Genomic DNA, 22,171 nt, shown 5'->3' on the forward strand with positions numbered 1-22,171 from the left:
CCGCGGCACCGGTCACGCCCGCCGGGCCGTGCAGCAGCCGCGGCCTGGCCCGCGACCCGTGCCGCGCACCGCTCCGCCGTGGGGGGCGTGGGTGCGCAGCGGTGCGCGGGCTTTGGGTGGGGGGTCCGGGGGCGGCGGGTGCGGCATGGGCGAACGCGGCCGGGGCCTGCGCGGCGAACGGGCCGCCGAGGCCGACCGGCACCGGCAGCAGCGGCAGCCCGCTGAGCAGCCGGTCCATCGGCAGCAGCGCACCGCCGCGCCGGGTGCAGTCGGCGCAGCCGCGGATGTGCCGGGCGAAGCGCTTGCGCCACAGCGGGCTCGGCACCCCGTCCCAGCCGCCGGTCAGATGGCGCAGCCCGTCGCACCCGGCGCCGCCGCCGAGCGCGCGGACCACCGCCCGCGAGGTCTCCAGCTGCTCCTTCATCCGCTGCACCTTGACCGCCGCGTGCTGCCGGGTCAGGCCCAGCGCGTCGGCCAGCTCCGAGCGGCCGAGGTCGCCGGTCTCCTCCAGCCACCACAGCGCCAGCAGCGTACGGTCGTCGCCGTCCAGCCAGCGGGTGGCCTCGGCGATGTCGCGGCGCTGGTCGGTCAGGCCGAGCCGCAGGATGGTGACGGCGGCGAAGTCGGAGGCGGGGTCGGGTATCAGCTCGGCCGCGTCCAGGGCGGTCTGGTGGTGCCAGGACGCCTTGCGGGCCTGCTCGCGGTCGCGGACCTGGCGTACCGCGATGGCGACCAGCCAGGACCTGAACGCCGCCGGGTCGCGCAGGTCGGCCAGCCCCCGCACCACCCGCAGCAGGGTCTCCTGCACCACGTCGTCCACGTCGTCGTGGCCGTCCAGCGCCCGGCCCACGATGTTGTAGACCAGCGGCAGGCACTGCGCGACCAGCTGGTCGAGCGCCCGCTGATCGCCCGCACGCGCGGCGGTCACCAGCGCGGGGTCGGGTCCGACACGGTCGCCTGCGCGCATGCTGCTCCACTCTCCGTCCGTCACTGCTCCTCGGACAGGAGACGGTGCCACGCCCGGCGGATAACGGAAACCCGCCGGACGTGGCATCCCGGTCCGCGGACGGGGCGCGGTGCCGGGACTACGGGTTGGGCACGGTGTCGGTGAAGGCGGTGCCCGCCGCCCGGTAGCCGGCGACCTTCGCGCTCACCTGTGCCGGGGTGAGGACCTGGTCCTTGACGAAGACGACGTAGTCGACCTGCTCGTCGTACGACCGCGTGGTGTTGCTGGTCTGGCCCGCGAGGTCGATCAGCCAGTGGTTGAAGTCGATCCACTGCGGCGTCTCGGGCAGGTACGGCTCACCGTGGGTCGCCACGACCTGGCCGTCGATGTAGTACGTGATGCTGCTGTTGTCGATGGTGATCTGCAGGTCGTGCCAGCCGTCCAGGCTGCCGTACTGCTGGCCGTGGGTGTTGACGGCGTTCCACGGGTCGGGGTTGTAGGTCTCCCACGACGTCTCGTACATGATGTTCTGGGTCTCGCCCCAGCCGCCGTTGGGCAGGTACTCGAAGTCCTGCTCGCTGTAGTTCGGGTCCATCGGCGCGTTGAGCGGGGTGAAGGTGAAGAAGGTCTGGTTGACGTGGTCGCCGTCGGGGCCGCCGGTCGGTGTGTCGTCGAAGCGGACCCGGGCGGCGTAGGTGCCGTTCTTGAACTTGCGTGCGCTGGTCTGGAGTTCGGTCTCCTTGGTGCCGGACGCGGTGCCGTCGGTGGTGAGCCGCAGGTTCATCACCTTGTTGGAGCCGTCGGCGACGAAGGTGACGTCGCCCGGCGACCAGGTCGCACCGGCCACACCGGGGCCGCCCTGCCCGGACTTCACCGTCCAGCCGTGCTGCTGGACGGCCGGGTCGGAGCTGGTGGTGTAGGAGAAGTCGTCGAAGAGCGAGGGGGCGCTCGGGTCGCCGCTGCCGCCGGGCGAGGTCGGCGGGGTGGTCGGCGGAGTGGTGGGCGGCGTCGGGTCGTTGCCCGCGGGCGCGGTGCCGTAGACGACCGAGCCGGCGTCCTGCACGGTGAGCTTCGGCCAGTTCGCGTACGCGGTCTGGGCGCCGTTGAAGGAGTAGTCGTCGGACTGGGTGAGGGTCTGCCAGTCCGCCCGGTAGAAGCGCAGCTGCAGGTCGCCGGTGTTCTGCCCGGGTGCGAGCGAGCCGGCGCCCGCGGTGAAGCCGACCTCCAGGTAGCGGTCGGCGGTCGCGGTGGGGTTGGCCAGGGTGCCGAAGGTGCCGGTGACGTTGGCGCAGCCCTTGACCGCCCAGGAGCAGGCGAAGCGGTAGCTGACGCCGGCGCCGTCGGAGTGGAAGTAGTAGCGGACCGTGACCCGGCTGAGCGGCACGGTGGTCGACCCGGTGTTGGTGACTTCGAGCCAGGGCTCGACCTGGTCGGCGGTGGCACCGCTCGCGCTGGTGCGGTACTGCGCGGTCAGCGAGTCCTGCGCCGCCGCCGCGGGCAGCGCGGTGAGTGCGGCGCAGCCGAGGCCGGCCACTGCGCACACCGCCATCGCGGTGCGCATCCGGGCGGTGATCCGCGGCTTTCGGTCGCGCGAACTGCTTGGTGCTGTGTTTCCTGACACGGGTGATCCCTTTCCAGTGGGGTGGTGGCTGGGTCAGTGCAGGGTGGGCGTGGGAGCGGCGGGACCGCGGCGCGGGATGCGCAGCGCGTCGAGGCGGGCCTCGTGCAGCCGCAGGGCGGGGCGGAAGTCGGTGGCCCAGTCGCTCGCCGGGTTCCAGGCCCGGTCGGCGAGCGCGGCCAGCCGCGGGAAGGTGAGGTATTCGGCGTGCGCGGCGGTGCTGACGTACTCCGTCCACAGCTGCGCCTGGGTGCCGAGCACCCGGGCGGCGGCGGCCGGTTCCCAGTCGGCGGGCGCCGGTTCGTTGTCGTGGACCGCGCGCAGGTCCACCACTCCGCCGGACTGGCCGGGCGGCTCCGCCGGGTCGTCGGACTGCGGGTAGTCCAGGTACGTGGAGCGGTAGGGGGCCATCACCACGTCGTGGCCGCGCCGGGCGGCGGCGAGGCCGTGGGCGGCGTCGCGCCAGGGCATCACGGTGAAGTCGGCGGGCAGCGCCCCCGAGTCCTCCGCCCAGCACACCGGGCGCCGCCCCTGCGCCAGCAGGAAGTCGCCGATCTGCCCGAGGAACCAGCCGTGCAGCTCCTTGGGCGACCCCAGGCCCACCGACGCGGCCCGCTGCTGCGCGGCCGCACTGGTCTCCCACTCGGTGACCGGGCACTCGTCGCCGCCGACGTGCACGTACGGAGAGGGGAAGACGTCCAGCACCTCGCCGAGCACGGTCCTGCAGAAGTCCAGCACCTCGTCGTGGACGCCGAGCACGGTGTCGCACACACCCCACTCGGTCCACACCTCCAGGGCACGCGCCGGGTTGTTGCCGAGGTGCGGGTACGCCGCCAGGGCCGCGCGCGCATGTCCCGGCATCTCGATCTCGGGGACGACGGTGACCCCGCGCTCGGCGGCGTAGGCGACCAGGCCGCGCAGTTCCGCGGCGGTGTACGCGCCCGAGTGCGGCAGCGCGCCGCCGCGCACCCCGCCGATCTCGGTCAGCCGGGGGTAGGCGTCGACCGGCATCCGCCAGCCCTGGTCGTCGGTCAGGTGCAGGTGCAGCACGTTGAGCTTGTGGAAGGCCAGCAGGTCGGTGAACCGCTTGAGGAAGGACACCGGCTGGAAGTGCCGGGCCACATCCAGCATCGCGCCCCGCCAGCCGAACCGCGGCACGTCGGTGATCTGCACCCCCGGTATCTGCCACGGCACATCGGCCACCGGATGCGCCGACAGGGCCTGCGGGGGCAGCAGTTGGCGGATGGTCTGCACGCCCCGCAGCAGCCCCGCCGGGCGGGCCGCGCGCAGCAGCACCGCGTCGGGGCCGACGGTCAGGCCGTATCCCTCCTCGCCGAGCCCGCCGAGCATCGGGTCGACCATCATCACGACCGTGCCGGTGGAGGACGGCCGCAGCGGCAGCCCGGTGGCGGGGGCGAGCAGCGTGCGCAGCAGCCGGGCCGCGCCGAGCGCGTCGCCCGACGCCCGGACGGTGGTGGACTCGTCGAAGGTGAAGTGGCCGGGGATACGGGCGATATGGGTGGGGTGCGGAATGATCACAGCGGTGGCTCTCCAGGTCTCCCTGGCCCCCGGCGGGGGGCGGGAATGGGGCGGCGCGGGGCAGCACGGGGCGCGCGCTCGGCAGGAGCGCGGATCGGCGGTGGGTGTTCTGTGCGGTCAGCCCTTGACGGCGCCCGCGGTCATTCCGGACGTGACACGGTTCTGCAGCACCAGGAAGACCACCAGCACCGGCAGCATGAACAGCGACGAGGCGGCCATCGTGGCGCCCCAGTCGGTGCCGAAGACGTTGCTGAAGGACGACAGCCAGACCGGCAGGGTGCGGGCGTCCTGGTTCTTGATGATCAGCGTGTTGGCGAAGGCGAACTCGTTCCACGCGGTGATGAACCCGAACAGCGAGGTGGACAGCAGCCCCGGTGCCAGCAGCGGGAAGGTGACCCGGCGGAAGGCCTGCGCCCGGGTGCAGCCGTCGACCTGCGCCGCCTCCTCAAGCTCCACCGGGATCGCGGCCAGGAAGCCGCGCAGCGTCACGATGGTGAAGGGCAGGGTGGTCATGAAGTAGACCAGCGTCAGCATCGACAGCTTGTCCAGCATGTCGGTGTCGCGCGCGATGACGTACATCGGGATCAGCAGCGCCTCCCAGGGCGCCATCTGCGCGATGAAGACCATCAGGATGAACGCGCGCCGGCCGTGCCATCGCATCCGTCCGACGGCGAACGCCGCGAGCAGCGCCACCACCAGCGACATCAGGACCGCGCTCAGCGTCACCGTCAGGCTGTTGCGCCAGAAGGTGCCGAAGCCGGGGGAGTGCACGGCGGTGCCGAAATGCGCCATGGTCGGGTGCAGCGGAAGGAACGACGGGGTGTCCGACTGGATGTCCGCGGCCGGCTTGAAGGCCGTCACCACCATCCAGTAGACGGGGAAGACCGACACCGCCAGGGTGAACAGCGCGGCCAGGTTCAGCGGCAGCCGGCCCCACCGCAGCCGGCGCCGCGGCACCGCGTATGGCGCCTTACCAGTGGTCAGAGCGGTCACAGCGTGCCCTCCTGGCGGAACATCCGCCGCAGGTTGAACACCAGCGCGGCGAGCAGGATCAGTACGGTCAGGGTGGAGACGGCCGCGCCGAGGTCGTACTTGTGCAGCGACTGGGCGATCTGGAAGGCGTAGATCGGCAGCGTCGTCGTGGCGCCGTTCGGGCCGCCCTCGCTGATCACCCAGATCTGGGTGAACGCCTTGAAGCACCAGATCACTTCGAGCGAGGTGATCAGCGCGAACAGCGGGCGCAGCATCGGGAAGGTGACCAGCCGGAAGGACTGCCAGGCGCCGGCGCCGTCGATCCTGGCCGCCTCGTACAGCTCGACCGGGATGGTGGTGAGGCCGCCGTAGAGGGTCAGCGCGGCGAACGGCACCGACTGCCACACCACCAGCAGGACCAGGATGGCGAAGGTGGAGCCGCCGTGAGCGAACCACGAGAAGTCGCGGTAGGAGTCGAAGCCCAGCTTGACCAGTAGCCAGTTGACCACCCCGAAACGGGACTGGAACAGCCACTGGAAGATCGTGGTGGCGGCGATGACCGGGGTCGCCCAGGTCAGCACCAGCCCGCTCATCACCGCCAACCGCATCCGCCGGCCGAGTTTCACCAGCATCAGCGCGACCAGGGTGCCGAGCACCATGATCAGCACGACGTTGATCCCGGTCCACCACAGGGTGCGCCGCACCACCGTCCAGAACTCCGGATCGTCCAGCACCGTGCGGTAGTTGGCGAACCCCACCCACGTCGCCCCGCCCCGGATCAGCTCACCGAGCCCGAAGTGCTGGAAGGACATCACGGTGTTTCTGACCAGTGGATAGACCAGCAGGAACGCGGCACCGAGCACGGTGGGCGCGACCAGCAGGTACGGCCAGACCGCGCCGAGGCGGCGCCGTCGCGGCCGTGACACGGCCGGCGGCGGCTCCACGACGGCCGGCCGCGGGGCGGCGGAACGGGCGGTGAGCACGGATTCCCTCCGGGGTGGGGTGGTGGTGGGTGACGGGACCGGGCGGGTCAGGAAGCGGTGTTGAGGGCCTTGGTGATCGCCTCGGAGGCGGTCTTGCCCGCCGCGTCGGGGTCGGCGCCGGTCAGCACCTGCGTCATGTACTGCTTGATCGGGTTGTTCGCCTCGACCGCAGCCCAGTTCGGGGAGTTGGGGGTCGCGTGGCCGTTCGCCGCGCCCGCCGCCATCACCGAGGCACCCGGGTTGCCGTCGAGCACCGAGGCGAGCGAGGTGCGGTTGGGCACGTAGCTCATCTCCTTGGCCATGTCGGTCTGGAAGGCCGTGCCGGCCAGCGCCTTGACCACCTCGTAGGCGAGCGCCTGGTGCTGCGAGGCCTCGGGGATCACCAGGTCGGAGCCGCCGGTGAAGACCGCGCCCGGCTTGTCGGCGGTCTTGCCGGGGATCGGGAAGAAGCCGATCTTGTCCTTCATCGCCGGGTTGGACTTGGTGATGATCGAGGCGCCGCCCGGCACCGAGATGATCTGCGCGGTCTTGCCCTTGGCGAAGACGTCCGCCTGCAGCGGCTTGGCCTCGTCGGAGTCCTTAGGCCCCTTCCCGAGGGCCTGCAGTTGCCGGTAGAAGGCCATCCCCGCCTTGGCCTGCGGGGTGTCCAGGGTGCCCTTCCACTGGTCGCCGTCCTTGACCGCGAGGTCGCCGCCCTCGTCCCAGACGAAGCCGGCCAGCGCGTACCAGGTCTGGCCCGGCAGGTAGATCCCCTCGTTGCCACCGGAGTTGAGCTTGGTGGTGTCCTGGATCCACTCGTCGCGGGTCTTGGGCGGCGTGGTGATGCCCGCCTTCGCGAAGAGGTCCTTGTTGTAGATCACCACGCGGTTGGCGGCGTACCACGGGACGCCGTACTGCTTGCCGTCGATCTTCCCCGGGTCGGCGAGACCGGGGATCCAGTCGGAGCCCTGCAGGTCGGAGACCTTGTCCGTGAGGTCCTTCACGCCGCCGCTGGCCGCGTACTGCGCGACCTGGGTGTTGCCGACCTCCATCACGTCCGGCGCGTCCTTGCTGGCCAGCGCGCTGGTGATCTTCTGGCCTATGCCGTCCCACGGCTGGATCTGGATGTCCAGGGTGGTTCCCTTGTGCGCGGCCTCGAAGCCGGTCTTGAAGCGGCTCAGCACTCCGTCGGACATGCTGTCCTGCATGATCCACACGGTCAGCTTCGCCGGGGCCGGGGTGCTGCCCGCGGAGTCCGAGGAGGAGTCGGAGGAGTCGGACGAGCCGCAGGCGGTGAGGCCGGCGACGGCCGCCAGGGCGAGCGCGGCGGCGGCGGGGAGGAGTCTGGATCTCACGGTGATGTCACCTCGGGAAGTGCGGGCGGAATTTACCACTTGCCAACTGGTCTGGTGCTGCTCGCAGAAGGTGGCATAGACCACTGGTGACGTCAAGGCCCTACGCAATCATGGGATTCAGGTCGTATACCGTGGTGGACTGCGACGCCGTCGCCCGCAGTGGCTGGCGTGCTGGTCAACATCTGGATAACCTCAGCTGGACAACCCGCCGCAGGAAAGGACCCCCGCCATGGTCAGCGAGCCGTCGCGCTCCGCGGTGAAACGCGAACGGGTCCGCGACTACCTCATGGAACTGGTCGAGTCCTGCGCCCCCGGCGACCCGATCCCCTCCGAGCGCACCCTCTGCGAGCAACTCGGCGTTTCCCGGCCCACGCTGCGCTCCGCGGTGGACGAACTGGTCACCACCGGGCTGCTGGTGCGCGAGCACGGGCGCGGCATGTTCGTCGCCCGCGCCAAGATCACCCAGGAACTCGCCCCGGGCCCCGACGCGTACCGGCTGCCGCAGGCGTCGGGCAGCTGGGCCAGCAAGGTGCTGGAGTTCACCACGGTCCAGGCCGGCGCCAGGGTCGGCCGCCGGCTGCACATCTCGCCGGCCGCGGAGATCACGTACATCGCGCGGCTGCGGCTCGTCGACGACGAGCCGATGGCCATCGAGTACCTCCACGTGCCCGCGGCGCTCGTGCCGGGGCTGCGGCCCGAGGACATGGAGTCGGGCGACTTCTACGACTTCCTGCGGGAGCGGCACGGGGTCCGCGTGCGGGAGGCCGTGCAGTCCATCGAGCCGACCGTCACCAACGAGGAGGAGGCCCGGCTGATCGGGGTGCCCGTCCTGTCACCCGCGCTGCTCTTCGAGCGCCTGACGAAGGACTCCACCGGGCGGCCGGTGGAGTACGTCCACTCCGTCTACCGCGGTGACCGCTACCGCATCGTCTCCCGGCTGGCCCTGGGCGACACCGTCCCGGCCACCCCCCTCTCCGCGGCCCAGCACCACCCGGGCATCCCCCCGGGCGACCTGGCGTCCCGCCGCGAGGTTCTCACCACGGGGGACGTCCAGCCAGGATCTTGACCCGGGCTGGGTCCTGCCCGGGATCTTGACCCGGGCGGGGTCCTGCCCGCACCACGGTGCCGGTGAGCGGGGGCGGAACTGCTCGCCCAGCCACTGTGCAGCGGAAGGTGCGAGCCCGCGGCAAGGGGCAATCACCCAGGTGTGCGGGGAAGGTCCCGGCTGAACAGGAGGGGGTCCACCGTGACGGCGGTGGTACCGAGGGGCTCCGCGAGACGGCGGAGGGCGGATTCGGACAACCGAATCCACCCGTGGCAGGGCCCCAGCGCGGCCCGCAGCCGCTGGTCGGTGGTGAAGGCCACCGCTGTCCGCGTGCCCACGGGAGTGCGCCACAGGCGGACGACGAGCCCCGCCGGGCCGTTGCGTACCGGCACGTAGAGCGGCCGGAGCCCGGCCGCGGGCTGGGCGTTGGCGTCCATGGCAACCACCGTAACCCGCCGCGCCACGAGCGCCTTCTCGTCGGCAGCCGGATTCGGCCGGTTCGCACACCAGCCGGGAGCACGGCGGCGCAACGCGGGAGTGCGCCGGGAGCGCGGCGGCGCGTGCAGGGCCGCCATCGGGGTGAACGGGTCCGGGGCCGGCAGCCTGCCGCAACCGGGCCGGCCGCCGTCCTGGCCGGCGTCCGGACGCGGCGCCCGGGGATCCCCTTACGATCACCGGGTTGAGCTGCGCCAGCTGAGGTATTTCGTCACCGTCGCCGAGGAGTTGCACTTCGGCAGGGCGGCCGAGCGGCTGCACATCGTGCAGTCGGCGGTGAGCCAGCAGGTGCGCCGGCTGGAGCGCGACCTCGGCGCCGACCTCCTCGACCGGTCGCCGCGGCACGTGCGGCTGACGCCGGCCGGCGCGGCGTTCCTGCCGGCCGCGCGGGCCGTGCTCGCCGCCGAGGAGCAGGCCAGGGCCGCCGTCGCGGACTTCACCGCGGCCCGCGCCGCCACCCTGCGGCTGGGCACCAGCAGCGGCCTGGGAAGCCACCTGGACCGGGTGCTCGGCGCCCTCGCGGAGCTTGCCCCCGACCTCGCCGTGGACCTGGTGTCGGCTCCGGCGGGCGACCGGCTCGGCCGGGTCGCGGCCGGGGACCTGGACGCCGCCTTCCTGCGCGGCCGGCCGCCGGAGGCCGTACCTGAGGGCGTGGAGGTCGTACCGCTGTGGCCCGACCCGCTGGTGGCCGTACTGCCCGCGCGGCACCGGCTCGCCGCCGGAGCGGACGTTGTGCTGGGTGAGCTGGCGGACCTGCCGCTGCGGCTGGTGCCGCGGCGGGAGAACCCGGCGCTGGTGGACCTGGTGCTCACCGCGTGCGGGGACGCCGGGTTCGAGCCGGTGCCGGGCGGCGGGTCGGGTGGTTCGCTGCAGGACACGCTCGCCGCGATCGGGGCCGGGGGCGACCGCTGGACGGTCGTCTACGCCTCGCAGGCGGCCCGGCTGCATGCGCCCCGGGTGGCCTTCCTGCCCTTCCGCGGTACCGGCCTCGCGCTGACCACCGCCCTTGCCGTCCCCGCGGGGCGGCCGTCCGCGGCGGTGCGTCTGCTGCTGCGGGCCTGCGCGCCGGAGGAGGCGCCGGGCGGCGATCTCGATACGTGATCGCTGTGCTCGCCGACTGCTCCTTGGTCCTGCCGCCGCCCCGCGGTGCACTGGAAGCACGCAGAAAGGGCGCCGGGGAAAGCCCCGAAGACCGCCCCTCACCAGGGAGTTCAGCCATGCCGATCGTCACCGTGCAGCAGGGTCCGCGTACCGTCGAGCTCAAGCGGGACCTCGTACGCAAGATCACCGACGCCTTCGTGGACGCCTACCAGATCCCCGCCGAGACCGTGCAGGTGTGGATCCACGAGGTGCCCACCGACAGCTGGGGCGCGGCGGGCACGCTCACCGCGGACAAGTAGCGCGCAGCAGGCCGCCCCGCCGGAAGTCGCGTACGGGGGTCGCGATTTCCGGCGGGGCGGCGGTGTGCGGGGGGCCGGCGGTACCGGGTGTCCCGTCCCCACGATGACCCGGTGACCGGCCCCCGGACCCGGCGCCGTCCGCTCAGTCGGCGACGGGTGCTGAGGGGGCGTTGCGCTTACATGTGCACGGCGGCCGGGGCGCCCTGCTCGCTCGGCGCGGGGCGGCCGCTGCGGTACATGAACAGCGACAGCACACCGCCGAAGGCGAGCAGCGCGGCCGACCACCAGTACGCGGTCGAGTAGCTGTGCAGTGCCGCGTTCGGCAGCGCCGCCTTGCCCGTGTGGTGGGCCAGGTAGGACGTCGCGGCGCTCGCCGCCAGCGTGTTCAGCAGCGCGGTGCCGATCGAACCGCCCACCTGCTGCATCGTGTTGACCGCGGCCGAGGCCACGCCCGCGTCCTGCTCGCCGACCCGCTCGGTCGCCACGCTCATCGCGGCCGGTATCACCAGGCCGAGGCCGAAGCCGATCACCAGCAGCGGGGGCAGGATGTTCGCCGCGTAGGTGCTGCTGAGGTCGAGGGTGGTCAGCCAGGCCATGCCCGCCGCACCCATCACCATGCCCAGCGGCACGATCGCCCGCGGGCCGAGCTTCGGCAGCAGCGTGTTGGTGGCCAGCTGGGCCGCCACCATCAGGGCGCCGATCATCGGCAGGAAGCCGAGGCCGGTGCTGACCGGGGAGTAGTTCAGCGACTGCTGGAGGTAGTACGTCAGGAAGAGGAAGACACCGAACATTCCGGCGCCGGAGACCGCGAGGACCGTGAAGGACGCGCCGCGGTTGCGGTCCAGCAGCACGCGCATCGGCAGCAGCGGGTGCTCCGCGCGGGTCTGCCACCAGCTGAAGGCTCCCACCAGCACGGCGCCCACCACCAGGAAGCCCCAGGTCATCGGGGAGCCCCAGTGGTGCTTCTCGGCGTTCGAGAAGCCGAAGACGACGAGGAACAGGCCGACGGTGACCAGCAGGGTGCCCGGCAGGTCGAGCTTGGGCCGGTTGGCGGGGGCGCCCTTGCGCAGGAAGGCCATGCCGCCGAGGAAGGCGACGACGGCGAAGATCAGGTTCACGTACAGCGTCCAGCGCCAGCTCAGGTGCTCGGTGAGCACGCCGCCGAGCAGCAGGCCCACGCCGCCGCCCGCACCGGCGATGGCGCCGTAGATGCCGAAGGCCTTCGCGCGCTCCTTGGCGTCGGTGAAGGTCGTGTTGAGCAGCGACAGCGCCGCGGGGGCGAGCAGGGCGCCGAACAGGCCCTGGAGGGCGCGGCCGGTGACCAGGATCTCGAAGTTCTGCGCGGCGCCGGCCAGTGCGGAGGCGGCGGCGAATCCGACGACGCCGACCTGGAAGACGATCTTCCGGCCGACCAGGTCGGCCAGCCGGCCGCCGAGCAGCAGCAACGAGCCGAAGGAGAGGGAGTATGCGGTGACGATCCACTGCCGGTTGCCGTCGGAGAAGTCGAGCGCCTTCTGCGCGGAGGGCAGCGCGATGTTCACGACGGTGGCGTCGAGGACCACCATCAGCTGGGCGACGGCGATGACGGCCAGCACCCACCAGCGGTGGTTGGCCTTCTCGGTGGGCGGGCCAGGAGGGCTGTCCTGTGCGGAGGACTTGGTGAGCCGGTCGACGGGGACGTCGGCGGCGGAAGGGGAGGACATCAGGCAACGCTCCTGAGGTGGGACGAGGAGTAGGCTGTTACCGCAGGAAAGAACGAAACGGTTTCGTACTCCACTGACCGTACGTCCGCCACTATCGAAACGCAAACGTTTCGCTCCTGCCCCGCGTGTGCGCCTGATCACACGGCCCGCGGCCCGCTGTCCTACGTGTCGGCGCGGCCCGTCACCGCGACCGCCACACCCAGTCCGATCATCGCGAGCCCGCCGGTCCCGCCGACCGCCGCCATCCGCCGCGGCGAGCTGGCGAACCAGTTGCGGGCGGCCGAAGCGGTCAGCGCCCAGAGGCTGTCGCAGAGCAGCGCGATGGCGGTGAACACCAGGCCGAGCAGCAGCATCTGCTCGTGTACGCGGCCGGCGTCGCGGTTCACGAACTGCGGCAGGACGGCCGCGAAGAACACCATCGTCTTGGGGTTGGTGACCCCGACGACGAAGCCCTCCCAGAGGGTGCGCAGGTCGCCCCTGCGGGGCGGCGCCGCGCCCTTCTCGTCCTCGTCCCGCAGCGCCGCGGACAGTGCGCCGCGGTGGTGGAACGCCTTCACGCCCAGGAAGACCAGGTAGGCCGCGCCGGCCAGCTTGAGCGCCACGAAGAGCGCGACCGAGCGCGACACGATCTCGCCGAGGCCCAGCGAGACCAGGGCGATCAGGGCGTAGGCCCCGATCGCGTTGCCGACCACGCTGCCGAGGGCCGTACGCCGGCCGTGCGCGAGGGCGCGGCCCAGTACGAACAGCACGCTGGGGCCGGGGATCAGCACCAGCACCAATGACATCGCGGCGAAGCCGCCCACCCGATCGATCGTCACCCTCGGCACGCTACTCCGCCCCCTGCGCCGCCGCGCCCGGTTTTCCCGGGGCGGGACCTTGCGGACCCGCCCTACGGGAGCAGGCCCGCGCGGCGGGCGGTGGTGACGGCTTCGAGGCGGGTATGGGCGCCCAGCTTGCGCATGGCCGAGCGCAGGTAGGACTTGACGGTCTCCGGGCGGAGGCGGAGGCGGACCGCCGCGGCGGAGTTGGTCGCGCCCGAGGCGACGCTCGCGAGCACGTCCAGCTCGCGCGGGGTCAGCTGGACGACGGGCCCGGCGGGGGAGGAAGCCGGCGCCGCGGCCGAGGCCAGGCGCGCGCACGCGGTCAGCAGCTCCTGGCGGAGCCGCTGGTCGGGGATGCGCACCGCCAGCGCCCGCAGTTCGGCGTGCGCCTCGCGCACCTCCTCCCAGGCCCGCGGGTCCGCCGCGACCGGCCCCTGGCAGGACGCCAGCAGCCGCCGGGCCTCGTCCCGTACCGCGAGTGCCTGCTCCAGGTCGCGCGCCGCGTCGATCGCGGCGGCCAGCGGCCGGTCACCGAGGGCGTACGGCTGGCGCAGCGCCCCGTAGAGCACCCCGCGCACCTGCCGGTGCACCACGACCGGCACGGCGAGCACCGACCGCAGCCCCTCCCCGGCGACGGCGGCGTCGTACTCGTGGCTGATCGCGCGCGAGGAGCCGTAGTCGGTCACCGCGTAGGGCCGCCCCAGGGCGAGGGTCTTGCCGCCGAGCCCGTTCCCGGTGCGCACCGCCAGGCCGCGCAGCGAGTCCGTGTCGGCCCCCGCGAGCTCGCTGATCCGGAACTGCTGCGCGCCGGCGCTCGACACCAGCCCGCCGAAGGCCACCGGAAGCAGCCCTGACCTGCGCATCCGCAGCAGGGCAGCCCGCATGTCCATGGCCTCGCCACGACTGCCGTCCACCGCGCCACCTCCTCACCCCCGTCCGGGGGTAGTGAGACCCACGTCACTACCGCACGATGCTACCGAGGGGACATCCACGAGGAGGACACATGGCGGCATCGGACGCGACCGGGGCATTCCGGGCCGCCCGGGACTTCCTGCTGCGGCACCGCGAGGACTATACGGCGGCCCGCGACGGCTTCCGCTGGCCGACCCCGGAGCACTTCAACTGGGCACTGGACTGGTTCGACGTGATCGCCGCGGGCAACGAACGCCCGGCCCTGTGGATCGTCGAGGAGGACGGCACCGAGTCGCTGATCTCCTTCCGCGAGATGTCCGACCGCTCCGACCGGGTCGCGTCCTGGCTGCGGGCGCGCGGGGTGCGCGCCGGCGACCGGGTGCTGCTGATGCTGGGCAACCAGATCGAGCAGTGGGAGTCCGCGCTGGCGCTGATGAAGCTGCGGGCGGTGGTCATCCCGGCGACCCCGCTGCTCGGCCCCGCCGACCTGCGGGACCGTATCGGCCGCGGGCAGGCGCGGCACGCGATCGTGCGGGCCGCGGACACCGCGAAGTTCGACGAGGTCCCCGGCGACTACACCCGGATCGCGGTCGGCGGCGACGCACCGGTGCCCTGGGCGGCGTACGAGGAGGCGTACGCGACCCCGCCGGGCTTCAGCCCCGACGGGCCGACCGCCGGGTCCGACCCCCTGATGCTCTACTTCACCTCCGGTACCACCGCGCAGCCCAAGCTGGTCGAGCACACCCACATCTCGTATCCGATCGGGCACCTGGCCACGATGTACTGGATCGGGCTGCGCCCGGGCGACGTGCATCTGAACATCTCGTCACCCGGCTGGGCCAAGCACGCCTGGTCGAGTCTGTTCGCGCCGTGGAACGCCGAGGCGACGGTCTTCGTGCACAACTACACGCGGTTCGACCCGGTACGCCTGATGGCCGAGATGGACCGCTGCGGGGTGACCAGCTTCTGCGCGCCGCCCACGGTGTGGCGGATGCTGATCCAGGCCGACCTGAGCGCGCTGTCCAGCCCGCCGCGGGAGGCGGTCGCGGCCGGCGAGCCGCTCAACCCCGAGGTGATCGAGCACGTACGGCGGCTGTGGGGCGTCCTGATCAGGGACGGCTTCGGGCAGACCGAGACCGCGGTGCAGGTCGCCAACACCCCGGGGCAGCTGGTCAAGGCCGGCTCGATGGGGCGCCCGACGCCCGGCTACACGGTGACCCTGCTCGACCCGGTGACCGGCGTGCCGGCGAACGAGGGCGAGATCTGCCTCGACCTGAGCAGCCGCCCGGTCGGCCTGATGACCGGCTACGCGGGCGACCCGGAGCGCACCGAGGAGGCGATGGGCGGCGGCTACTACCGCACCGGCGACATCGGCAGCCGGGACGCCGACGGCTACATCACCTACGTCGGCCGCGCGGACGACGTCTTCAAGTCCAGCGACTACAAGATCAGCCCGTTCGAGCTGGAGAGCGCGCTGCTGGAGCACGAGGCGGTCGCCGAGGCCGCCGTGGTGCCCGCGCCCGACGACCTGCGGCTGGCGGTCCCGAAGGCGTACGTGGTGCTCGCCGAGGGCTGGGCGCCGGACGGCGGGACCGCCAAGGCGATCTTCGCGCACTCGCGCTCCGTGCTCGCGCCGTACAAGCGCATCAGGCGGCTGGAGTTCGCACCGCTGCCCAAGACCGTCTCGGGCAAGATCCGCCGGATCGAGCTGCGCGAGGCGACGATGCACGACGGCAGTGCCGAATTCCACGAGGAGGACCACCGGTGACCGCCGAGCCCTCGTACTCACACGGAACCGGGAGTACTCCATTGCTCGGCGACACGATCGGCCGCAATCTCGACCGGGCCATCACCGCCCACCCCGACCGCGAGGTGCTGGTCGACGTGCCCAGCGGCCGCCGCTGGACGTACGCCGAGTTCGGCCGCGCGGTCGACGACGTGGCCCGCGGACTGGCCGCGGGCGGAGTGCTCAAGGGCGACCGGGTCGGCATCTGGGCGGTCAACTGCCCGGAGTGGGTGCTGGTGCAGTACGCCACCGCCCGGCTCGGCGCGATCATGGTGAACATCAACCCGGCCTACCGCCTGCACGAACTGGCCTACGCCCTGCGGCAGTCCGGCGTCTCGGTGCTGATCGCCTCCACCGAGCACCGGGGCAGCGACTACCGCGTGATGTCCGCCGAGGTCCGCGTCAACTGCCCGGACCTGCGCGAGGTCGTGCACATCGGCGACCCGTCGTGGGACGCCATGGCGGCCGCGGGCGAGAGTCTCGACCAGGGCTATCTGGCCGACGTCGAGGCGACGTTGAGCTGCGACGACCCGGTCAACATCCAGTACACCTCGGGCACCACCGGCTTCCCCAAGGGCGCCACCCTCTCGCACCACAACATCCTCAACAACGGCTACTTCGTGGGCGACACGGTCGGCTACTGCGAGCAGGACCGGATCTGCCTGCCGGTGCCCTTCTACCACTGCTTCGGCATGGTGATGGGCAACCTCGGCGCCACCTCGCACGCCGCCTGCATCGTCATCCCCGCCCCGTCCTTCGACGCGGCCGCCACCCTGCGCGCGGTCCAGCAGGAGCGCTGCACCTCGCTCTACGGCGTCCCCACGATGTTCATCGCCGAGCTGGCCCTGCCGGCCTTCGCCGAATACGACCTCAGCTCGCTGCGCACCGGCATCATGGCCGGGTCGCCGTGCCCGGTCGAGGTGATGAAGCGGGTGATGGCCGAGATGCACATGGCCGAGGTGTCCATCTGCTACGGGATGACCGAGACCTCCCCGGTGTCCACCCAGACCCGGCGCGACGACACGCTGGAGCACCGCACCGCCACCGTCGGCAGGGCGCTGCCGCACATCGAGGTCAAGGTGGTGGACCCCTCGTCGGGGGTCACACTGCCGCGCGGCACTGCCGGTGAGCTGTGCACGCGCGGCTATTCGGTGATGCTGGGCTACTGGGACGAGCCGGACCGTACGGCCGAGGCGGTGGACGGCGGGCGGTGGATGCACACCGGCGACCTCGCGGTGATGCGCGACGACGGCTACGTGGCGATCGTCGGCCGTATCAAGGACATGATCATCAGGGGCGGCGAGAACGTCTATCCGCGGGAGGTCGAGGAGTTCCTCTACGGCCATCCCAAGGTCGCCGACGTGCAGGTGGTCGGGGTGCCCGACGACACCTTCGGCGAGGAGATCCTTGCCTGCGTCATCCCCCGGGACCCTGCCGACCCGCCGAGCCTCGGCGAGATCACCGCCTACTGCGAGGGCCGGCTCGCCCACTTCAAGGTCCCCCGCCACCTGCGGGTGCTGGACGCCTTCCCGATGACGGTCAGCGGCAAGGTCAGGAAGGTGGAGCTGCGGGCGGACTTCACGCACGGGGACGGCGGCGACCTGGGGGACGCCGGGGTCACACCAGGGGCATGACGGCGGTCGGGGCGTGCCCCGGCTCGGTCGCGGAAGTCGATGCCCAGGCCGAGCTGCGCCTGCCGGAGCAGGCCCAGGTAGGCGTTGTTGACCAGCACGTGCATGTACGGGATGCGGTGCTGTGCGCCGACGGCCAGCTCCTCGATCATGAACGGGAAGTCGTAGTCGCCCGACAACGCGACCACCTGCGCGTCCGGTTCGGCCGTCGCGCAGCCAAGCGCGGCCGGCACCCGGCGAGCCGAGCGGCCCCGCCTGCCCGCAGTTGATCCAGTGCCGCGGCCGGTAGACGTGCAGCAGCTGGGCGCCGGCGATCTGCGACAGGCCGATCGTGGAGACGTAGCGGGTCCCGGGTCCGAGGGCCCGGTTCATCTCCGGGGTGCCCTCCGCGCGGAGGGTGGGCGTTTTTCAGGGGCGCTGGGGGTACCCCGAGGCGAAGCTCTGGAGGCGGAACTGCGCGCTCAGCCCCTGCCGGGGCGCGGGTCGTCTCCGTCCGAAGGGGGCTGTCCGTTCCGTGCCGGGCCACCGGCTGGTGGGTGGCTGGTCGCGCAGTTCCCCGCGCCCCGACGGGGCGCTCCGCTCAGGAGGCGCGCGGGCCGGAGCGGATGAGGGCGTCGGCCGGGTCGTTGACCGGCTGCGGCGTACCCGTGAGGTCCATGACGAAGAGCGGCACACCCAACTGGTCCGCGCGCCCGCGCGCATCGTGGGCGTACCCCGCGAGCGAGAAGAACGCCCCCACGGCGTCCTCGTTGACGCAGTTGAGCCACAGGCACTCGACGTCCCGTACGGGAGTCGGCTGGGTGCTCGGGTCGACCTGGGCGACCATGCCCTGGCCGCGCAGGTCGATGCCGTTGGCCGTACGGTCGCCGGCCAGGCGCACATCGGCGAAGCCGAGCCACTTCAGGTACTGGGCCGCCGCGGTCAGGGCGTCCCGCCCGGTGCGGATGGTGACCGGGCGGAACGGCGGCCGGTCCGTCGGCGGCGGCGGCACGTCCCCGCTCGGCGCGGGCGCGGTACCGCCCGCGTGCGGTACGGGCATCAGCCCCGGCTCGCCCGCCGCCTCGTCGTCGACCGGCAGCCGGATCAGCGCGCCGCAGGTGCAGCCGAACTCCGGCCGCGGCCAGTGGTCGGTGCGCCCGCAGTCGGGGCAGCGCAGCCGTACCCAGGAGTCGTCCCACGAGCGGTGCCTGATCTCGACCGGCAGCCCGCCGCGCAGCACCGGCAGGCAGAGCGGCGCCCCGCACGCGCAGGGGTACGTCGGCGCGGTGTACCTGTGGTCACGGCGGCAGGCCGGACAGCGCACCAGCACGCTCTCTGCCATGGGTCACAACTCCCGGTCGGTCTCGTGCCCCCATAGTGCAGGAAGTTGCGGCCGGCTGTAACCGGCGGCCGACAGCCCGTCACGTGCGCCCGCCCGGCGGTGCGTTCGGCGCGACAGGACAGTCACGCACCGCCGGACGGGGTCCTGGAGGGCGGTCAGCCGCCGGCCGGCAGCCCCGGCGGCTCCGGCAGCCGTTCGACGCCGCGCAGCAGCGCCGAGTGGTCGAGCCCGCCGTCGCCCTGCGCCCGCAGCGAGGCGACCAGGCCGGCCACCACGCAGCCCACCGGCAGCGCCGCCCCGACGGCGCGGGCCGCGTCGGTGACGATGCCCATGTCCTTGTGGTGCAGGTCGACACGGAAGCCGGGGGCGAAGGCGCGGTCAAGGAAGTTGGCCTTCTTGCGGGCCAGCACGGTGGAGCCGGCGAGCCCGCCGCCGAGCACGTCGAGGGCTGCGGACAGGTCCACGCCGGACTTCCGGAGGAAGACGACGGCCTCTGCGCATGCCTGGATGTTCACCGCGACGATCAGCTGGTTCGCCGCCTTGACCGTCTGGCCCGCGCCGTGCGGGCCGCAGCGCACGACGGCCGTGCCGAGCACGTCCAGCAGGGGGCGGGCGTCCTCGAAGTCCTCGGGGTCGCCGCCGACCATGATCGAGAGCACCGCCTCGACGGCTCCTTCCTCGCCGCCGGACACCGGTGCGTCCAGGACCGGATGCCCTTGGCCGCGGCGGCCCGGGCCGGGTCGATGGAGGTCTGCGGGGTGATCGAGGAGGTGTCGATGAGCAGCGCGCCGGCCCGCGCGTGCGCCAGGACCCCGTCCTCGCCGTATACGACCGCCTCCACCTGCGGTGAGGCCGGCACCATCGTGCAGATGACGTCGGCGTCCTCGACCGCCTCGGCGACCGAGGACGCCGCGGTGCCGCCCCTCGCCGCCAACCGGGCGAGTCCCGCCGCCTCCAGCGTGTACCCGGTGACGTCGTAACCTGCGGCGATCAGGTTCTCCGCCATCGGCGACCCCATGATCCCCAGCCCTATCCAGGCCACTTTCTGCTTCTGCCTCTGCATGTGCATCTCCTTGGACGTCGTCGGCGGCGGCACGGCGGGGTGCCTGAGGGCTACCTCGACCAGCCGAGGCCGGCCGCGCTCCCGTCAGGGGACGGCTTGTGTTCGAGTCCCACGAACCCCTCGTAACCGGCGGCGTCGAGCAGGTCGGTCAGCCGCAGCGCTCCGGTTCCCCGCGCGCCCCGGCCGGGGAAGTCGGCGATCTGCACGTGGCCGACGCGGCCGATGTGGCGGTCGATCACCGCCGCGAGGTCCGCCCCGCCCGCGGCCAGGTGGTAGAGGTCGAGCAGGAACCGGGCGTTCCCGATCCCGCTCGCCTCGTTGACCCGCCGCACCGCGGCGACGGCGGCCTCCGCGTCGACGAGCGGATACCGCGGTGACTCGGCGGCGTTGAGCGCCTCGATCAGCAGCGTCGCCCCGGCGCGGTGCGCGGCGGCCGCGGCCCGTACCAGGTTGTCGAGCGCGAGGGCGTCCTGGTCGGCGGGGTCCACCCCGTCGATGCGGTTGCCGTAGAGGGCGTTGAGCGCCGTGCAGCCCACGGATGCCGCGAAGTCCGCGGCGACCTCGATGTTGGCGCGGAAGCGCTCGGACTCGGCGCCCGGTACGGACGCCGCGCCGCGGTCGGGTCCCGGCAGTTGCCCGGCGTAGAAGTTCAGGCCGACCAGCCGGGTGCCTGCGCTCTCCAGAGCGGTCCGCAGGTCGTCGAGCGCGGTCGCGGCGGGGGTGGGGTCGTCGGGCCAGGGCCACCACAGCTCGACCGCCTCGAAACCCGCCGCGGCGGCGGCCGCCGGGCGCTCCAGCAACGGGAGTTCGGTGAAGAGCATGGAGAGGTTCACGTCGAAGCGCGCGGCGGTGAAGCTCACGAGCATCCTTTCCGCATGATGGAAATCATCTTCTGTCTTGTGGAAGCGTGAATCCGCTCCGGCATGGCTGTCAAGGGATCCCGGGTGCCGCCGTCCACCCGCTCCTGCCGCCCCGCGGAACGGACCGTCCGGTTCCGCCGCAGCTCAGCGGCCCGCCGTCGCCACCGGTGAATGCCGGCCGCCTATTCGCTCCGATCTGCACGCCGCCTAAAGCGCGGTCGACGTGCGGATGGCCCGCGTAAGGCCATCGGGTAATGGGTAGAGTTAACGTCGCTTTACATGCCGGCAATTTCTGCGGGATATGTCCGTTTACCCGCTTCCGTGGCGCTGGTGCCCTCGGTCCGGTGTGTCCAGGTTGTGCGGATCAATTCGGCTTTGCGGTGACGTTTGACATCCGGACGAAATAACTGTCTGCGGCGGCAGGATTCTCTGGACAAGGTAAAGAGGCCTGCCGTACTGTCCTCGGTGACCGCAACCAGCCAGACCGACTGGGATTTCGGCCGGGACCCGGCGTACTCCTGCCGGGTGGCGGCGGCGGTCGTGGCAGGCTTACGGGGATGGTGGGTTGGTGGTCTTGTCCAACGCGCTCGAAAACAGCTCCGGCTTATCGCCGGGAAATACCGCACCGCATCTGCACACGACGGACCATACGCGCTTCACGGTACTGGGAATGCTGGCCGTCACCGACGGCAGCGAATCAGTGGTGCTTCAGCCCTCGCGACCTGCGGCGTTGCTCGCGGCATTGCTGCTGAATGCCAACTCGGTCGTTTCCGTGGATTTCCTGCAGCGCGTCATCTGGGGTGAGGAAACCCCCGCTCAGGGCAAGTCCGCACTGCACAGCTGCGTTCTGCGGCTGCGTCGGCTGTTCGGCAAGTACGGCATCGCCGGCAATATGATCGAGGCGGTGCCCGGCGGATACCGGCTGACCGCGGACGCCGCCAGCCTCGACCTGGTCCGCTTCCGCGAACTGCTCGGCGCCGGCTATGCCACCGGGGAGCCGGAGGCCGAACTGCGGCTGCTGCGCGAGGCGCTCGCGCTGTGGCGGCCGCCGCTGCTGGCGAACGTGCCCTCCGACCTGCTGCACCGCGACGAGCTGCCGAAACTCCAGGAGGAGTGGCTGCGCGCCATCGAGCGGGTATTCGATCTCGAACTGGAGTGCGGCAGGCATCGCGAGGCGCTGGCCGACATCTGGTCCACCGCCCGTGCCTACCCGCTGCACGAGCGTTTCACCGAACAGTTGATGGAGGCGCTGGAGCGGGCAGGCCGTCGGGCGGAGGCACTTGCCGAGTACCGGCGGCTCAAGTCGTATCTCGCGCAGGCGCTCGGCGTCGACCCCGGGTCCGCGCTGCAACGGCTCGAACTCGCCATCCTGCGCGGCGAGTCGTCCGGCGGCCAGGAGGCGCCGCCGCCGCGCCGCCCGCCCCCGCCGCCGCCCGCCGCGGATCCGGCGGCCACGGATCCGGCGGGTGCCGATCCGGCGCACGGCGAACCCGTGGACGGCGGCCGCGTCCTGGACAGCCTGGTCGGCGCGGGCCTGCTCGAAGAGGGGCCGCGCGGGCTGTACCGGGTGCACGAGCTGCTGCGGGTGTTCACCCGTGCCGCGGCCGCCCGCGGCGACGGCGGCTCCGCCCCCGAGCCGTCGGCTCCCCCCATACCCCCGTCCGCGTCGGCCCGTACCGGACACCCCACCACAGAACCGCAGCGGCCCGGTGCCGCAGGACTGCACCCCACGGAGGCGTGAC

Annotated in this window: 18 protein-coding genes and 2 pseudogenes; 6 read left to right on the forward strand and 14 right to left on the reverse strand. The window is 72.3% G+C overall.

What is annotated here, in order from left to right:
- The 6 genes from NFU81_RS25085 to NFU81_RS25110 form a co-directional block, all read right to left on the reverse strand.
- On the reverse strand, window positions 1-991 hold a 991-nt coding region (locus tag NFU81_RS25085), incomplete at its 3' end, for an RNA polymerase sigma factor (protein WP_422665282.1).
- Window positions 992-1,085: 94 nt separating this feature from the next.
- Window positions 1,086-2,507 carry a cellulose binding domain-containing protein gene (locus NFU81_RS25090; RefSeq protein ID WP_251493919.1) on the reverse strand — a complete coding sequence of 474 codons (1,422 nt, stop codon included), beginning with the start codon at window positions 2,505-2,507 and terminating at the stop codon, window positions 1,086-1,088.
- Between the two features lie 93 nt (window positions 2,508-2,600).
- Window positions 2,601-4,103, reverse strand: coding sequence for a beta-N-acetylhexosaminidase (locus NFU81_RS25095; protein ID WP_422665283.1), 1,503 nt, complete (start codon window positions 4,101-4,103; stop codon window positions 2,601-2,603).
- Between the two features lie 117 nt (window positions 4,104-4,220).
- Window positions 4,221-4,970 (reverse strand): carbohydrate ABC transporter permease, encoded by a 750-nt coding sequence (locus tag NFU81_RS25100; protein ID WP_251494483.1) that lies wholly within the window; start codon window positions 4,968-4,970, stop codon window positions 4,221-4,223.
- A gap of 122 nt (window positions 4,971-5,092) precedes the next feature.
- Window positions 5,093-6,058 carry a carbohydrate ABC transporter permease gene (locus tag NFU81_RS25105; RefSeq protein ID WP_422665284.1) on the reverse strand — a complete coding sequence of 322 codons (966 nt, stop codon included), beginning with the start codon at window positions 6,056-6,058 and terminating at the stop codon, window positions 5,093-5,095.
- 47 nt (window positions 6,059-6,105) lie between these two features.
- Complete coding sequence (locus tag NFU81_RS25110; RefSeq protein WP_251493923.1) at window positions 6,106-7,392, reverse strand: sugar ABC transporter substrate-binding protein; 1,287 nt, start codon at window positions 7,390-7,392, stop codon at window positions 6,106-6,108.
- A gap of 229 nt (window positions 7,393-7,621) precedes the next feature.
- Here NFU81_RS25110 and NFU81_RS25115 point away from each other — a divergent pair, with 229 nt between their 5' ends.
- Window positions 7,622-8,458: a GntR family transcriptional regulator gene (locus tag NFU81_RS25115; RefSeq protein ID WP_251493924.1), complete on the forward strand. Its 837-nt coding sequence runs from the start codon at window positions 7,622-7,624 to the stop codon at window positions 8,456-8,458.
- Between the two features lie 131 nt (window positions 8,459-8,589).
- Here NFU81_RS25115 and NFU81_RS25120 read toward each other — a convergent pair whose 3' ends face one another.
- Window positions 8,590-8,874, reverse strand: a complete 285-nt coding sequence (locus tag NFU81_RS25120) for an SAV_915 family protein (RefSeq protein ID WP_251493926.1) — start codon at window positions 8,872-8,874, stop codon at window positions 8,590-8,592.
- Window positions 8,875-9,121: 247 nt separating this feature from the next.
- On the opposite strand from NFU81_RS25120, the gene NFU81_RS25125 reads away from it, so the two are divergent.
- Window positions 9,122-10,033, forward strand: a complete 912-nt coding sequence (locus NFU81_RS25125) for a LysR family transcriptional regulator (protein WP_251494490.1) — start codon at window positions 9,122-9,124, stop codon at window positions 10,031-10,033.
- Between the two features lie 116 nt (window positions 10,034-10,149).
- Window positions 10,150-10,332, forward strand: a complete 183-nt coding sequence (dmpI, locus tag NFU81_RS25130; RefSeq protein WP_251493928.1) for a 4-oxalocrotonate tautomerase DmpI — start codon at window positions 10,150-10,152, stop codon at window positions 10,330-10,332.
- A 176-nt stretch (window positions 10,333-10,508) separates the two neighbouring features.
- On the opposite strand, the gene NFU81_RS25135 is transcribed toward dmpI, so the two are convergent.
- The 3 genes from NFU81_RS25135 to NFU81_RS25145 form a co-directional block, all read right to left on the reverse strand.
- Window positions 10,509-12,035, reverse strand: coding sequence for an MFS transporter (locus NFU81_RS25135; protein ID WP_251493931.1), 1,527 nt, complete (start codon window positions 12,033-12,035; stop codon window positions 10,509-10,511).
- 161 nt (window positions 12,036-12,196) lie between these two features.
- A complete protein-coding gene (locus NFU81_RS25140; protein ID WP_251494493.1) occupies window positions 12,197-12,820 on the reverse strand; it encodes a LysE family translocator in 624 nt (207 codons plus the stop codon).
- 104 nt (window positions 12,821-12,924) lie between these two features.
- Window positions 12,925-13,746, reverse strand: coding sequence for a LuxR C-terminal-related transcriptional regulator (locus NFU81_RS25145; protein ID WP_251494496.1), 822 nt, complete (start codon window positions 13,744-13,746; stop codon window positions 12,925-12,927).
- A gap of 113 nt (window positions 13,747-13,859) precedes the next feature.
- On the opposite strand from NFU81_RS25145, the gene NFU81_RS25150 reads away from it, so the two are divergent.
- Complete coding sequence (locus NFU81_RS25150) at window positions 13,860-15,536, forward strand: AMP-binding protein (protein ID WP_251493934.1); 1,677 nt, start codon at window positions 13,860-13,862, stop codon at window positions 15,534-15,536.
- Window positions 15,533-17,188, forward strand: coding sequence for an AMP-binding protein (locus tag NFU81_RS25155; RefSeq protein ID WP_251493937.1), 1,656 nt, complete (start codon window positions 15,533-15,535; stop codon window positions 17,186-17,188). The genes NFU81_RS25150 and NFU81_RS25155 overlap by 4 nt, the downstream gene beginning before the upstream one ends.
- 29 nt (window positions 17,189-17,217) lie before the next feature.
- On the opposite strand, the pseudogene NFU81_RS25160 reads toward NFU81_RS25155, so the two are convergent.
- The 4 genes and pseudogenes from NFU81_RS25160 to NFU81_RS25175 form a co-directional block, all read right to left on the reverse strand.
- Window positions 17,218-17,560: pseudogene (locus NFU81_RS25160) on the reverse strand (thiamine pyrophosphate-dependent enzyme); the annotation flags it as partial.
- A gap of 205 nt (window positions 17,561-17,765) precedes the next feature.
- Window positions 17,766-18,506, reverse strand: a complete 741-nt coding sequence (locus tag NFU81_RS25165) for a hypothetical protein (RefSeq protein WP_251493940.1) — start codon at window positions 18,504-18,506, stop codon at window positions 17,766-17,768.
- Between the two features lie 155 nt (window positions 18,507-18,661).
- Window positions 18,662-19,569: pseudogene (locus NFU81_RS25170) on the reverse strand (2-hydroxy-3-oxopropionate reductase).
- A gap of 50 nt (window positions 19,570-19,619) precedes the next feature.
- Window positions 19,620-20,390, reverse strand: coding sequence for a TIM barrel protein (locus tag NFU81_RS25175; protein WP_251494499.1), 771 nt, complete (start codon window positions 20,388-20,390; stop codon window positions 19,620-19,622).
- Between the two features lie 709 nt (window positions 20,391-21,099).
- Here NFU81_RS25175 and NFU81_RS25180 point away from each other — a divergent pair.
- Window positions 21,100-22,170, forward strand: a complete 1,071-nt coding sequence (locus NFU81_RS25180; RefSeq protein WP_422665285.1) for an AfsR/SARP family transcriptional regulator — start codon at window positions 21,100-21,102, stop codon at window positions 22,168-22,170.
- The last annotated feature ends 1 nt before the right edge of the window (window position 22,171 follow it).

This window comes from Actinacidiphila cocklensis (genome assembly GCF_907177275.1).
GTDB lineage: Bacteria > Actinomycetota > Actinomycetes > Streptomycetales > Streptomycetaceae > Actinacidiphila > Actinacidiphila cocklensis.